Here is a 14,752-nt window from a genome sequence, read left to right as displayed (position 1 = left end):
AACACCTATGATGACAGGTATTTTATCCCATCCTGATTCAGTTTCACGGCGCTAAGCACGCCACTACGATAAGCACCGGTATCAATGTTCAGCCGATTTGTTTTGAGCTGGGGAGATTTTACCGGCGTGTGGCCGTGAATCACGATGTAGTCTGACATATCTGCATTCTTGTAAAATTCATCGCGGATAGTGATGAGATCATGATCCTTCTGATCTTCAATTTTTACATTCGGGCGAATGCCGGCATGCACAAACAGAAACCTTTGGGTCTGGATCAAAATCGGCAGTTTTTTTAAAAACTGTTTGTGGGAATTGGGTACAAGTTCCCGGATTTTCTCATCAACCTGCTTGCTTTTGCTATAGATCGTCTCCAGACGGTCGATATCTATCCCGTAGGAAAGCAGCGTTTGCGTGCCCCCCAAATTCATCCATGATTGAAGCGGTAATTGACCTTCCAGATAATTAAGCATTGCCAGTTCATGATTTCCGAGCAGACAAATTCGTTTGAAATTTGCCTCTGGCGGTGCGAGCAAATGCTCGATCACGTCTGCTGATCTGGGGCCCCTGTCCACGTAATCACCCAGGGTGATAATCAGATCATCCTGCTCGCTTGATTTTTTTTCAGCGTAAATTTTTTGCTCCAGAGACATGAGCTGATCAAAACACCCGTGAATGTCGCCAATCACATAGACATTTTCGTACGCAAGAGTCAGATCAAGTCTCTCCCTGCCGGAGACACGATCCTTTCGCAAAATGCGTGACAAATCGTTTATACGCAGCATTTGAACCTGTTCTGGTTGAGCATATTAATGTCAACGTTTTGATTCCCGTCCTATTCGGGTGATCATAAATTCATAGATCGTCGTTGTCAGAAAAATATACCGGAATGACATTGATTTGGGCTTAGCTCGACCGGTCGATTTGAATGTCAGCAGTTATAGGGCCTGGAGCATCCAATTTTTGACCTCCGTTGACACTGGAAAGCGTCATTCAGGCCGCTGAATTCAGCAAAATTTTGGACTTCACAGAGCCATTCGCCTGGCAGTCCAGATGCAAACCTGCCATGACGAGGCATAAGAGCTGATAATGGACACCATCGACATTTCCCGCTCCGGCGTGAACCAGGCCTATCGTAAAGGCACGTTTCCCGCCTATTGCTGGGTCTGAACCCAATTTGGAGATTGAGTCCAGACCCAAAATTTCTTCAGTTCATCTCCCGCCAGGCAGTCGTACACCACTGACGGGGTCTGCTTGCGCTACTCGACGATTTTAATGGATGTAAGGTTTCCGTAACCGTCTTCCCCTTCTCCCTCGCCTTCGATTTCAATCTTGTCGCCGGCTTTCAGGTCATCTGGTATCTGGGCTTCTTGTCCTTCGAAAAGGAAAACGGATTTATCGTCGAGGACAATGACATTGGCCTTGCGGTCGAAAGCAACAACGCTGCCTGTGAACTGGTCCGCATAGGAAGCGCTTGCAGACCAGACCAGTATTAAAGCGGACGTCAGAAGGGTTGTATATTTCATGAAATCATTCCTTTGTTAGATTGCAGGCTTGGTGATGCAATGCATCAGAATTCTGCCTAGCAAGCGCCCTATGGCCCTCGGTTTCAAGTTCACGCTCGCGGATGAGCGCTGCCTTGTCGAGGTACGAGAAACCGCCAGTTTATGCAGCAAATGTGTGTTATTACTCATTGTCAATTACAATCAGTGACCTGCTCTCCCGGTTTCACCCAATTACGTGTCAACTCTCTTCCGGATTTGAACCGCAACCCTTCTTGCCCTGCCATGAAGTAGAGATTTCTGGCTTCGTCGCGAGGACGGACCGGATGCGTAATCCAATTTCATAAATTCTGTCGGGGTTCTGCAATCAATGGCCCCAAATTTGTTATAGTTTCTTCGTTAATTCTCCGATGTTTCCTGCGCTTCTGCAAGCTATAAGAACCAGTGCCCCTTTACAGCCGCCTCGTGTTCAGACCGAAAACTCCCCCCACCAATTGAGAAAGCCAGAGGCCGTTACAGGCAATGGGGATCGTGTGCTGCAATCATCGGCGGGCATTCTCATTCGAATAGTCTGCCTGGTTTACGGCTGATCTTGATTTCTGCGCGAAAACACCTATGTATTGCGTGCGTTTCAAGCCATCATTGGCTATTTAAACCAACGGTTTGCCCGATTGCTTTGCTTCCCCTGATTTTGAAAACGTTTCAACCCTTGTGTGAATAACGCATCGGAACATCGCTCGCTCGCCTCAGGCTTCGGGCATTTTTAAAGGTTTCAGCCATGACAATTGGCACCGTAAAATTCTTCAATGCCTCAAAAGGCTTCGGCTTCATTGCACCCGATGATGGTGGCAAGGACGCATTCGTTCATATTTCTGCTGTCGAAAATGCCGGCCTTACTGGTCTCTCCGATGGCCAGAAAGTTTCCTATGACCTGGAAAGTGGCCGCGACGGCAAGGTTTCGGCAACGAATTTGCAGTTGGCCGACTAACACGCGAACCGGACCACGCATTTATGTGGCCCCACCCCGACATGAAGGACCAAATCATAGTGAGCACTTCCAGAACCCGCGCAGAAGATCGTTTGGCGGCAATTAGCAAAATCCAAAAGGAGACTCTCAACGAACGAGAGGCCAGAGCTTCGGCGATCAGCAAAAACACCGCACGTTTGAAAGCCCTGCGTCTTGCAAAGGAAGCTGAGGATTTGGCGGAAAAACCTGCAAAAAAACCAAGCCCACGGAAACGAGCTGCCAAGACCGCAGCTTCATAACGCCGCTTGCTCATTCAGGGCATGATCATCGAATGGATGTCGTCCTGAATGAGCCCGTAAACATGTCGCGAAATCCCGAACTTGAACAACGATTTGGCATCCGTTCCCAGTTGTTGAAGGATTACCGTGTTGTGTCCGGATCGCTGCTCATTTGTTGATCAGCCAACCAGCAGGCACCAGCAAAAATTGGTGTTTTGCCGCTAGCAGACTGTGCGCCCGCGCTTGATGATGGTTTCCAGAACCTCGTCGGGGTCGCGCTTCCACCAGTTTTCAGCCGAGAATATTTCCACTTCATACAGGCCGTCAAAACCTTCTGCTTCCGCATATGAACGTAGCAGAGGAATGTCGATAACGCCGTCGCCCATCATGCCGCGGTCGGTCAACATATCGGCCGTTGGCATCAGCCAGTCGCAGATGTGAAACGCCATGATCCGGTCGCGACCTGCCCGTTTTAACTGGGATCGCAATTCATGGTCCCACCAGACATGATAGACATCAATTGCGCAGCCAATTCCATCGCCCAGCCGGTCGCAGATATCCAGCGCCTGGCGCGTTGTGTTCACGCAGCAGCGATCAGCTGCGTACATTGGATGTAACGGTTCTATGGCGATTTTGACGCCAACAGTGCGGGCATATTCCAATGTCCGGGCAAGGCCCTCCTCGACCAATTCATGTGCGTGGGGCAAATCACGAGATCCATCTGCAAGTCCGCCCACGACCATGACAAGACAGTCCGCCTTGATCGTTGCAGCTTCATCAACGGCCCGGCGATTGTCATCAATTACGTCCTGCGTAATGGCCCCGGAAGCTGTAAACCAACCTCCCCGGCACAGGCCACTGACGCGCAATCCGGCATCCTGAATCGCGCGCGCCGCTTTTTCAGTCCCCATTTCCTGCAGTTTGTCACGCCAAGGAGCAATGCCACCAATGCCATGGCGTGCACAGCCCTCAATGCAGCTGGCAAGATCCCATTTTTCACGAACCGTCGCCGTGTTGAGCGATAATTTATCAGGTGTGATCATCTCAAATCTCCACCCCACGTGCAGCAAAGACCGGGCGCGCACGAGCTGCCACCGCGTCAGGGTCGGTGAACAGGCCAGCCACATTGGCAAGCCGCACTATGTCGGCCAGGTGCAGTGTTGATCGTGTGCTTTCCTGACCGCCAATCATGGTAAAATGATCCTGATGACCATTCAGATAGGCCAGGAAAACCACACCGGTTTTGTAAAATCTCGTTGGTGTCTTGAAAATATGCCGCGACAGCGGAACGGTTGGTTCAAAGACTTTCCTGTAAGTGGCCTCGTCTCCATTGCCGAGTGCTGACAACGCATTTGCAGCAGCGCCGGCAATTGGATCGAATATTCCAAGAAGGGCGTGGGAATAGCCCTGTTCATCGCCAGCAATCAGTTCAGGATAGTTAAAATCATCGCCGGTATACATTTTGACGCCATCAGGCAGACGGCGGCGCATTGCGATTTCTTTCTCGGCGGACAAAAGCGAGATTTTGATCCCGTCTACTTTGTCGGCATTATTGGCGATCACCTTGAGACAGGTGTCCATGGCGCGCATATGGTCGGCATCACCCCAATAGGCTTCCAGGCCCGGATCAAACATCTCACCCAGCCAATGCAGAATGGCCGGTTGCGCAAGCCCTGACAGAATGCGGTCATACACTCTTGCATAGTCATTCGGCCCCTTTGCAGCTTTTGCCAAAGCACGCGACGCCATCAAAATTACGCGGCTACCGGTTGCTTCAACAGCCTCACACTGCAACTCATATGCGGCGATGACATCATCAACCGTGACATCAGGGCCTGGCTGCAGATGATCTGTGCCTGCACCACAGGCGATCAGATGCCCGCCTGGTTTTGCCAGCGCAACACTACGCTCGATCAATTCAAGGGAAGTCGGCCAATCCAGCCCCATACCGCGCTGGGCCGTATCCATGGCCTCGGCAACACCAAACCCCAGGGACCAAAGGTGTTCGCGAAAGGCGAGCGTTCGATCCCAATCAATGGGACAGTCCAGCCATGGATCCGCTTCAACCAGCGGATCGGCGACCACATGAGCCGCAGCATAGGCAATGCGATTCCAACCATCACTTTTTTTAGGCAAGGCACCAGCCGTCAAGTCCACCGCGCCTCCTGGGAGATTGAGTTTCGGCATTTCTATATCTCCAGTTCCGGTAGATCGATCCAGCGGCGTTCTTCCCAGCTTTGGCAACCTGCTTCAGCAAGCTGAACACCCTTGGCGCCCTCGACCAGCGTGTAATTCCACGGGCCATCTTCCGCGACATGGCGCAGGAATTGCTCCCACTGCACCTTGAAGCCATTGTCGAATACCTGATTGTCAGGCACTTCTTCCCAATCTTCGAAGAAGTTCATCGTCTGGGGCTGATCCGGGTTCCAGACAGGTTTTGGCGTGTTGACGCGGTGCTGGCTCCAGCATTTATGCAAACCGGCCACGGCGGAGCCGTGGGTGCCGTCAATCTGGAATGTCACCAGATCATCGCGCCGCACACGGGTACACCAACTGGAATTGATTTGAGCGACGATACCGCCTTCCAACTGGAATGTGGCATAGGCTGCATCATCCGCCGTTGCTTCATAGGCTTGATCATTTTCGTCCCAGCGTTCGGGAATATGGGTTGCGCCAAGGCAACTCACTGATTTCACAGGCGCAACGATATTGTCGAGTACATAGCGCCAATGGCACAGCATATCGGAAATGATACCGCCACCATCCGCAGCACGGTAGTTCCAGGACGGTCGCTGGGCCGGCATCCAGTCGCCTTCGAACACCCAGTATCCAAAGTCACCTTTGACATTGAGGATGCGTCCAAAGAAACCGCTGTCACGCAGACGTTTCAGCTTGGCAAGGCCCGGAAGATCCAGCTTGTCGTGAACGATTCCGTTCTTGACGCCCTTCTCTTTGGCGTATTTTGCAATCTCTACCGCCTCTTCCAGACTTTCAGAAACCGGTTTTTCGCAATAGACGTCCTTGCCTGCGTCAATGGCTTTGCGCAGCAAGGCTGGCCGCAATTTGGTTGAAGCTGCATCAAAAAACAGCGTGTCATCCGGATTGGCCAGTGCTGTGTCCAGATCATCTGTCCAGCGCTCGATGCCATGACGCTTTGCCAGTGCTTCAACCTTTTCAGCATTGCGCCCGACAATAATGATGTCGGGGACGAGAAATGAGCCATCTTTCAGGGCAACGCCACCCTGTTCCCTGATCGCAAGAACAGAGCGGATCAAATGCTGGTTCATACCCATGCGGCCGGTAACGCCGTGCATGATGATACCTATTCGTGTTTGTCGCATGGTGGAGATCCCTTTCAGAAGTATTTTTGATCAATCGTTTATTGGTTTCAGCCTTGATGTGGGTAGCTGGCACCTAGGTCTATAGATGTTTGGAACAGAGCCAATTTCATTGCTCGGTCGCTTTCTCGGATCTGAGGTATTGCACAACCATGTCTGAGATCATTTCGGACCTTTGCGCCAACCACGGAGCATCAATGGGGACTTTAAAAACCGAGCGCAGAGTGTGCTGGTTCGAAACTGGAAAATAGCAAAGCGAGGCGATTGTGATGTAAAGTTCCACCGGGTCGATATCATCGCGAAACAGCCCGGTGCTTGCGCCTCTTTGAAGCAGTTTGCCGATCCCATCGATCAGGGGAGATTGAATTGCATCGGCGTCGCCAATCTGGCGGATAGCATCGCCGCCCAGAAGGTTCTCTGTGTTTAACATGGATATGAACCATGGCTTTGACACGAAGTGGTTCATCGTGAAGCTTACCAGCTCGCGTATACCTGCTTCAGGATCAAGATCGCCCAGTTGAAGGTTCAATTCACCTCGCCGGATTTGCACGTAGCTCTCTCGCAGGGCTGCCTTGTAAAGCTCTTCCTTGTCGCCGTAATAGGTGTAGATCATCGGCTTGGATACATCAGCAGCTTCCGCGATTGAATCCATACGTGCACCTGCGTGCCCATACCGAGAAAATTCATGAAGCGCGGCCTCAAGAATGCGGCGCTTGGAAGCGGCGGCATCTCTCTTCGGGCCTTTCCTGACGACTTTCAGATTGGAGCTCACTGATCTTCCTCCGCACGCTTGCCAGAAGGCATCAGACGGTCAATCCAACGTGACATAGCCTTTTGCACGGCTGGGAGGCTCAGGATAATACTCAGAACAATTACAGCTACAAACATTGCCGAAATCGGGCGCAGGAAAAACGGTTCCAGCGATCCATTGGACAGCGTCAGGCCCCGCCGCAGCGATTTGTCGAGCAGACTTCCCAGAATAATTCCAAGAACGAGTGGTGCCATCGGATAGTTCATTTTTCGCAAAACAAACCCAACCAGGCCAAACCCGACCATGACCCAAATGTCGAATATGCGCTGCGTCAACGCAAAGGGCCCGATCACGCACAGCGTGAAGACAACCGGCATGAGATACTCTCTTGGAATGCGCAAGACCAGTATGAACAGCCGCGTCAATGACAAACCATAGATCGTAATCGCAAGGGTCGCGAAGAACAGCATGGCAGCGACAGAATAGATGAAGTCAGGCTGCTCGATCATGATCATTGGACCTGGCCGAACACCATGAATGAACAGGGCCGCGATAAGAACGGCCGCAGGCGCAGAGCCTGGAACAGCAAGGGTCAGGGCAGGAATGAGTGCGCCGGGAACCACCGCACTGTTGCCCGTTTCAGCAGCGATCAGACCTTCCTTGGAGCCATTGCCGTATTCTTTGCGCTCTTTGCTGCTTCGTTTTGAGGCAGCGTAAGACGCCCAGGCACCAATATCTTCGCCAACGCCGGGTATAATGCCGACCAGAGTTCCGATAATTCCCGACCGCCCGATTGTTCGTTTGTATTTCCAAAGATCTGCCAGCCTGGGAAGGATGCGGTCTTCCTTCAGCTCCTTTGCGCTCATAACCGGCTTTTTACGCAACATCACGGTCAGCACTTCGGCAAAACCAAATGCTCCGACCATGGCGGGGATAAGCGCAATGCCACCATTCAATTCCGAAAAGCCGAGATTGAAACGAATATGGGCATGTATGCCTTCGCTGCCGATCATTGCGACCATCAGGCCGAGGATGCCCGCGATGTATCCTTTTAACGGGCTGACACCGCCAGTGAGCTGGCCTGAAATGACAATCCCGAAGACTGCCAGCCAGAAGAACTCAAACGATCCGAAATCAAGTGCGATGGCAGCCAAAGCCGGTGCCAGCAAAACCAGCAACGCGATGCCAACAATGGTGCCCATGGCGGACCCGGCAGTCGCAAGTGCCATGGCGTAGCCCGCCTGCCCTCTTTGCGCTAACGGAAACCCATCCAGCGAAGTCGCAGCAGACGCTGGCGTGCCAGGAATATTCAGAAGAATTGCCGATCTGGAACCGCCATAAATTGCGCCGACATACATGCAGATCAACACCAGGATGGCTGCATCTTTGTCCAAAGTGTAAGTGAGCGTGGTCAACAGGGCGACGCCCATTGTGGCCGTCAATCCGGGTAGACTTCCGACCAGAATTCCAAGCAAAGTGGCCCACGCAATGTGGAACAGAAACAGCGGTGTTGTGAAATGGGCAATCGCCGCGAAAAATTGGGTGAGCGCTTCCATCAGGGGAGCCTCACGAGAAAGCCGTAGCGGAACAAGGCTGATATACCGACCGCAACCAGAACGGCGTAAAGAACAACGAGCAGCATCATTTTAAATCGATTTCCGCCCTCTCCCGACGGCCGCCACAAATACCAGCCGGTAAAGACTGCAATGTAGATCGCAGATGCGACAACGAAGGGAATTCGGTTGACCATGACGATTGCGAACAGGCAGCTCCAGACAGCCGCGAAACCAAAGTCGCTCCAGTTTTCAGAATCCTTCGGCGTTTCTGAAACTGTAGGGCTTGCTTTACCGCGTGTGCTGAGGCCCAGAAAGACCGCGCAGATCATCAGGATAATGCCGAGAAAAATTGGTAGCAGGCCCGGTATGCTGGCGGGATGGATTTGACGGATTTCAAGCCGGTCCATTACGAAACCGCCCCAGAACATCGCACCACCAAGCAGCAGCAGGACGGCGGCAGTTATCCGGTCAGCCATGGGAGATTCAGAATTCATGAGTGTACCTGTTTAGAATTCGCAGGAACGGTGTCCCAATTTGGCGCGCAGTGTATGACACTGCGCGCCAAACGGTTGGATGCCCTTATGGGCAATCAATTCCGATTTCAGACGGGTCAACAATTGCTTCACCGCGCGTTACACGGGCACATGCTTCCGCAATAACAACAGGCATCGCCCGCTCCATGGCTGCGTCACCATAGCTTGGATCGAAAACCGCACCGCGTTCCGTCGCATAGCTGCTCAACGCTTCAGAATTCATGACCTTTTCCTGCCAGATTTTGTCCACAGTGTCATAGACTTCCTGAGGAGCTCCAACAGGGATGAACACGCCGAAGTAATCGGGCGCAACATGCATGTTCGGAAGGAAATCAGTAATTGGTGGAACCGGATCAATTCCCTCAACAATCAATGGCTTGTCTGACAAGACGGCCAGTGCGCGCAATTTGCCAGCTTTGATCATTTCAGTCTGTTCAACAGCCAACTGCGTGGTTGCAGTGACTTCACCGGATGCAGCAGCAAGAACAGCGGGATTGCCGCCATCATATGTGACCATACGGGCACCAAACTCACCGCCGGCAGCTTCACCAATGGCTGCAAGAGCCATTCCACCGGATGAATTAACACCGGCAGTGCCAACTTTAACGGTCTCTGCTTCTCTCATCGCTTCAAGCAGCTCACCAAAATTCTGGTAAGGAGAATTCGCATTCACCGAGACAACCGGTACATTCGCAACATGCAGATAAACACGATAATCATTGATCGAGGTGTTCTCGACAAGGCCTGTCACTGAATATGTGGCGTTGTTTGCAATTGCGTTTGCGGTCCATGTGTAACCATCACGCGGCGCATCGAGAGCCGCCTTGGTTCCAATAGACCCTGATGCGCCCGGCTGGTTCACGACAACTACGGGCGTGCCCAGTGCTTCTGCAAGAATTGGTGCCACGACCCGTGTGACCTGATCGGTCGATCCACCGGCTGACCATGGCACAATAATGTTGATCGGCTTGTCCGGTTTCCATTCAGCGTTTGCCGGCGCACTCAGCGCCATCATTGCCGCTGCACCGAGCAGACCAATCATTTTTAACTTTGACATATTTTACTCCTCCTTCTTTGTTACCAACTAGTAAGTAATATTAGCACCCCGCGTTTGTCAACCGCTCAAATCAGAGTAAAAAGCACAAAGCGGTTGCAGCATTCTCACGGCCCATCACGTCCTGAAACGGTCGAAAATTCCGATCCAGACCCGCGAATGGTCAAAGCTGATTTTGCGCGGAAACCAGCGACAAACGTGGCAATCCAGCCACCTCAATCCCTGCTCTGAAATCACACTTTAGTCAAAAGACAACAGTTCTTGACATTTGTAAGGGCGCGCTTCACTTTCACTGGAAAGAGGAGACCTTCGTGCAGAATAGCAAGACAACAGATGCCGTTGCAGCAGGCATACGGAAACGTGTATTTGAGCATGCCATGCGCAACAATGGCGGCTATCTCAGTCAGGCCTGTTCGGCTGCCGAGCAATTGGCTTTTCTCTATAATGAAGCCCTGACCCTTGGGGACCCCACCCTGCCCGCAATCCCCAAGCCGTTTGGTGGTGTGCCGTCAGCAAACAACCCCGAATATCACTCCGGCGCTGGTTATAATGGGCCGTTTGAGCCCCAATATGACCGCCTGTTCATAGCGCCTGCGCATTATGCGCTGGTTGCATATGCAACGTTGATCGAGGTTGGCCGCATGGACCCCAAGGGCCTTGAAATGTTCAACCAGGATGGTTCCTCCGTCGAAATGATTGGCGCAGAGCATTCCCCCGGGATGGAAGTTCACAACGGTACATTGGGCATTGGATTTTCAACGGGAGCCGGTCTGGCATTTGGTCGCAAACGCCGTGGCGAAACAGGTGATGTCTGCGTCTTCATGTCGGATGGCGAAGTGCAGGAAGGTCAAACCTGGGAGGCGGTACAAGCGGCGGCACACCATCGGATAGACAATCTTTGGGCCTTGATGGACGTCAATGACCAACAATGTGACGGCGCGATGGACAGTGTCATGGAAGTCGGTGATATCGCCGCCAAATTTCGCAATTTCGGCGCAGTCTGCGTTGAAGTGGATGCGCACGACCTCAACGCATTGCGAGAAGCCAGAAAAACGCCGCATGAAGGCAAACCGCTTATCATTCTTGCGCGATCTTCGCCCACACAAGGGATGGAATTTTTGCGGCGGCGCTTCCCGCGTCTTCATTATGTGCGTTTTAAATCTCAGGAGGAGCGCGCAGAAATGAATATTTCTATCGCAGCTGAACTAGGCATTGATCCGGTCGATTTGACCGATGGAGGGCATTGATATGGTGGAGATGGTCAGTCGACCCTATGCAAGCGCATTTGAAACCTATGCAACGGCAAATCCTGACGTGCTGTGTCTGTCAGCGGATCTGACATCCTCCTGTGAAATTGACGGGTTTCGTGACAGGCATCCAGACCAGTTCATATCTCTGGGAATGGCTGAGCAAAACATGATGAGTTTTGCTGGCGGGCTTGGCCTGGCCGGGTATCGACCCTTCCTGCATTCCTTTGGCGTTTTTCTGTATCGTCGCCCCTATGATCAGCTCATAGCTTCTGTGGCATATCCACGGCGCAAAGTACGATTGATGGGCTTTTTGCCCGGCATTACAACGCCCGGCGGCATGACCCACCAATCCATTGAGGATGTCGCCGTGATGCGGTCGATCCCCAACATGACAATTTTGGAAACGGGCGATGCGACAGAGGTGGAAAGCATCTGTGAAGCTGCCGACTCCATTGACGGGCCGGTCTATTGCCGCGTCTTGCGTGGTTCCATACCCCGTCTTTTCGACACGCCAATCAAGGTCGGACAAATGCGTGAATTGGCGCTGGGGGAAGACATTCTCGTCATCACCTCAGGCATAGCGACCGAAGAAGCCTTGCGGGCACGTGGTGCGCTGGAACAATCCGGTGTTTCAATTCGCCATCTGCATATCAATACGATCAAGCCATTTGGTGAAGAAGCGCTGCTGGATCACATCGGGTCTGTCAGCAAAGGCGTTGTCGTTCTTGAAAACCATCTGACAGAGGGCGGTGTCGGATCGCTGGTTGCGGAAATCATGGCGGATCATGGTGTCGGTAAAAAGCTTGTCCGTCTGGGCCTGCGAGATACGTTTGCTCACGGTGGATCGCGCGCCTATCTGATGAGCCATTACGGACTTGATGCTGCGGCCCTTGTTGCCGGCATTGAAAAACTGCTCGGCAGCAAAACGGGAATTACCGAAGAACAGCTCACCAGCACACGTATTGATGCCGTCCATTCTGCCGTGAAAGCAGAGGCGCTTTGACAGATGGCTGATGATAATCGTTTTCGCGTCACCTACCGCATTTTTGCCGGAGACGAGAGCGAAGCAAATACGCGTGCCAAAGACATAGCGCTGGAACAAACTGTTGAAATTCCGGACGATGTGGTTCCGGATGGCTTCATACGCGATGAAATCGTCGGGCATGTTGAAGCTGTTGAGGCGCAGAATGGCGGCGCGTATGAAGCCATCATTTCCTACGCACCGGACAGCGCCGGGCATGAAGTGGTGCAATTGATCAATGTCATCTTCGGCAATACGTCAATTCAGCAAAATGTGCGTGTTGTGGGCTTTGATGCAGGTCCGGAAATTGAGCGCCGATTTACCGGTGCGCGATTTGGCATTGAGGGCCTGCGCGCCCTCACGGGCAGAAAAAGCGGTGGATTGATTTCTCCTGTTATCAAGCCGCAAGGCTCCTCCCCGGCCCAATTGGCGCTGATTGCGTCTCGTTGCGTTGCCGGCGGGGCTGACATCATCAAAGATGACCATGGGCTGGCCAATCAGACAATGGCCCCCTTTGAAGACAGGTTGAAAGCGGTAAGCGATGCAGTCGCTGAAGCCAATGCCAAACACGGCACTAAAGCGCTCTATTTCGTCAACATTACCGGCCATACCGGCAATGTTGTCGAAGAGGCATTTCGGGCAAAAGAAGCTGGTGCGGGCGGCGTGCTTATCATGCCCGGTCTCATAGGGTTTGGCACCGCGCAGCACCTGGCAGCCAATGCGGAGTTCGGACTTCCTGTCATGACGCATCCCGCATTTACCGGTCCGTTTGTGCTGACGCCGACAACAGGCATCGACCATGCCATTATGTATGGCACAATTCAGAGACTGGCCGGATCAGACATTTCGGTTTTCCCGAATGTCGGCGGACGATTTGGCTTTACGCGCGAAGAGTGCCTGTCAATTGCCGATGCCTGCCGTCAGCCTAACGGGATCGGTGCGCCCATGATGCCATCCCCCGGCGGCGGGATGAGTGTGGATCGCGCTCAGGATATGGTTTCCATGTATGGAGAAGATGTCGTCTTTCTGCTTGGCGGCAGTCTTCTGCGTCAGCGCGACAAGATCGGAGATACGGTCAAAGCCATGCGGGACGCTATCGACAGCTTTTAGAGCCGGTCACAGTCGTGCACAAGAGTGTTCTGAGTTTTGAATTCGGCGGCGTTTGGTTTGGCCATAGAGCTTGCGGGACTGTTGCCTGGATTCACGGAATAAATCCGAGGATGACGATAGGAGCGTGTCAGCGAGGCTTATTAAACGCTCACATCTCATACCACCGCTGCCGTCGTACTCGGATTTATTCCGAGTCCCCATGGTTCGTCGAAGATGGACAGAAGCGGTTCGATTTCGGCGAAGTGAGCCAATTTAAAGCACCGAAGTTTTTTACATTCTATTCCCACAAAAAAAGCCGCCTGTCATGAACAGGCGGCTTTCGTATGAGTGCAGGTATCTTAGCGGCCTGGCAGAGGCATCCACTCGGTCATCGCAACATCAGCATGTGCGAATTGTGGCATATTGGCCGACAGATCTTCCATGTTCTTAATGTCGTTTTCATTCAGGAATGCCTGAGTGATCAAAGTTGGTGGCACAATAACCTGCGCGCCGGGATTTTCGCCGGTCAGCATGATTGCAAGCGCACGCACGGACACTTCACCAACCACTGCCGGGTTTGTGGCAACTGTTGCCTTCCAGGCACTGTCTGGCTCCCGCATGGCGGAAATATCAGCCGTTGATACGTCTGCGGAATAGATGCTGACATCAGATGTGAGGCCAGCTTCGTCGACCGCAATCTTTATGCCCTTGGCAAATTCATCGTAAGGGGCAAAGAACACAGTGATATCCTGGTTCGCCTGCAGGACAGAACGCGCCTGATTTGCATTAGAGTTGGCAATCGGGTTGTCGAGCGTTCCCATCTGGGCTTTTTCAACAATACCCGGATTAGCTGCTTTGACTTCTTCCCATGCAACATGGCGTCGGTCGAGCGGTGCAATGCCGGGAACGTAGACGTATCCTGCATTCCATTCAGTGCCATTGTCCTTGATCGCTTGCTCCAGAGCCAATTTGCCTAGGAGATAATCAGACTGTTCGATCTGCGGGATTGCGTCATTTTCAACATTCACGTCAAAGGCAACAACCTTGATGCCCGCATCCACGGCCCGTTGCGCCGCTTCCTGCATGGATTCGGTCAGGCCATGCTGGATGATGATGCCATCGACACCAAGCGCGATAGCCTGATCGACCATATCGGCCTGCAAGGCAGCGTCCTGACGGCTGTCAAAGATACGCAGGTCCAGACCAATTGCCTCGGCCTGCTTTTCAACGCCAGACAAATAGGCCTGGAAGAAATCGCCCGTAGACAAATAACGAACCAGCGCAATTTTGACATCACCTGGATTATCCAGTGGTGCCGGCATGGATTGAGCAAATCCGGTGCCAATTGTTGCAGCCCCCACGGCCACGCTGGCAAACAGTCCTAAAACAGATCTTCTTAGAATTTTCATTTGGTTT

Annotated in this window: 14 protein-coding genes; 4 read left to right on the top strand and 10 right to left on the bottom strand. The window is 52.5% G+C overall.

Features of this window, described 5'->3' with window-relative positions; all coding sequences use genetic code 11:
* Positions 1-5: 5 nt before the first annotated feature.
* On the bottom strand, positions 6-782 hold the full coding sequence (locus tag RAL91_RS12580) for a metallophosphoesterase family protein (RefSeq protein WP_306256547.1): 777 nt from the start codon (positions 780-782) through the stop codon (positions 6-8).
* 474 nt (positions 783-1,256) lie between these two features.
* A complete protein-coding gene (locus tag RAL91_RS12575; RefSeq protein WP_306256546.1) occupies positions 1,257-1,523 on the bottom strand; it encodes a hypothetical protein in 267 nt (88 codons plus the stop codon).
* Positions 1,524-2,277: 754 nt separating this feature from the next.
* On the opposite strand from RAL91_RS12575, the gene RAL91_RS12570 reads away from it, so the two are divergent.
* Positions 2,278-2,487, top strand: a complete 210-nt coding sequence (locus tag RAL91_RS12570; protein WP_306256545.1) for a cold-shock protein — start codon at positions 2,278-2,280, stop codon at positions 2,485-2,487.
* Positions 2,488-2,965: 478 nt separating this feature from the next.
* On the opposite strand, the gene RAL91_RS12565 is transcribed toward RAL91_RS12570, so the two are convergent.
* From RAL91_RS12565 to RAL91_RS12535, 7 genes are all read right to left on the bottom strand, one after another.
* On the bottom strand, positions 2,966-3,784 hold the full coding sequence (locus tag RAL91_RS12565) for a sugar phosphate isomerase/epimerase (RefSeq protein WP_306262916.1): 819 nt from the start codon (positions 3,782-3,784) through the stop codon (positions 2,966-2,968).
* A gap of 4 nt (positions 3,785-3,788) precedes the next feature.
* Complete coding sequence (locus tag RAL91_RS12560; protein ID WP_306256544.1) at positions 3,789-4,931, bottom strand: dihydrodipicolinate synthase family protein; 1,143 nt, start codon at positions 4,929-4,931, stop codon at positions 3,789-3,791.
* A gap of 2 nt (positions 4,932-4,933) precedes the next feature.
* Positions 4,934-6,085 carry a Gfo/Idh/MocA family protein gene (locus tag RAL91_RS12555; protein ID WP_306256543.1) on the bottom strand — a complete coding sequence of 384 codons (1,152 nt, stop codon included), beginning with the start codon at positions 6,083-6,085 and terminating at the stop codon, positions 4,934-4,936.
* A 106-nt stretch (positions 6,086-6,191) separates the two neighbouring features.
* A complete protein-coding gene (locus RAL91_RS12550; protein WP_306256542.1) occupies positions 6,192-6,854 on the bottom strand; it encodes a TetR family transcriptional regulator in 663 nt (220 codons plus the stop codon).
* Entirely contained in the window at positions 6,851-8,389 is a 1,539-nt protein-coding gene (locus RAL91_RS12545; RefSeq protein WP_306256541.1) for a tripartite tricarboxylate transporter permease, read from the bottom strand. Before RAL91_RS12545 ends, RAL91_RS12550 begins: the two co-directional genes overlap by 4 nt.
* Positions 8,389-8,883 (bottom strand): tripartite tricarboxylate transporter TctB family protein, encoded by a 495-nt coding sequence (locus RAL91_RS12540; RefSeq protein WP_306256540.1) that lies wholly within the window; start codon positions 8,881-8,883, stop codon positions 8,389-8,391. The genes RAL91_RS12545 and RAL91_RS12540 overlap by 1 nt, the downstream gene beginning before the upstream one ends.
* A gap of 85 nt (positions 8,884-8,968) precedes the next feature.
* The gene (locus RAL91_RS12535; protein WP_306256539.1) at positions 8,969-9,979 is read right to left on the bottom strand and encodes a tripartite tricarboxylate transporter substrate binding protein; all 1,011 of its coding nucleotides are present in this window, start codon (positions 9,977-9,979) and stop codon (positions 8,969-8,971) included.
* Positions 9,980-10,287: 308 nt separating this feature from the next.
* Here RAL91_RS12535 and RAL91_RS12530 point away from each other — a divergent pair, with 308 nt between their 5' ends.
* From RAL91_RS12530 to RAL91_RS12520, 3 genes are read left to right on the top strand one after another with little or no spacing between them, the layout of a single operon-like run.
* Positions 10,288-11,223, top strand: coding sequence for a transketolase (locus RAL91_RS12530; RefSeq protein WP_306256538.1), 936 nt, complete (start codon positions 10,288-10,290; stop codon positions 11,221-11,223).
* Between the two features lies 1 nt (position 11,224).
* The gene (locus tag RAL91_RS12525) at positions 11,225-12,229 is read left to right on the top strand and encodes a transketolase family protein (RefSeq protein ID WP_306256537.1); all 1,005 of its coding nucleotides are present in this window, start codon (positions 11,225-11,227) and stop codon (positions 12,227-12,229) included.
* A 3-nt stretch (positions 12,230-12,232) separates the two neighbouring features.
* On the top strand, positions 12,233-13,357 hold the full coding sequence (locus tag RAL91_RS12520) for a RuBisCO large subunit C-terminal-like domain-containing protein (protein ID WP_306256536.1): 1,125 nt from the start codon (positions 12,233-12,235) through the stop codon (positions 13,355-13,357).
* A gap of 338 nt (positions 13,358-13,695) precedes the next feature.
* On the opposite strand, the gene RAL91_RS12515 is transcribed toward RAL91_RS12520, so the two are convergent.
* A complete protein-coding gene (locus tag RAL91_RS12515) occupies positions 13,696-14,745 on the bottom strand; it encodes a substrate-binding domain-containing protein (protein ID WP_306256535.1) in 1,050 nt (349 codons plus the stop codon).
* Between the last annotated feature and the right edge of the window lie 7 nt (positions 14,746-14,752).

The sequence above is a fragment of the Pararhizobium sp. IMCC21322 genome (assembly GCF_030758295.1).
In the GTDB taxonomy this organism is placed as follows: domain Bacteria; phylum Pseudomonadota; class Alphaproteobacteria; order Rhizobiales.
This window is presented reverse-complemented; position numbering and strand designations above follow the sequence as displayed.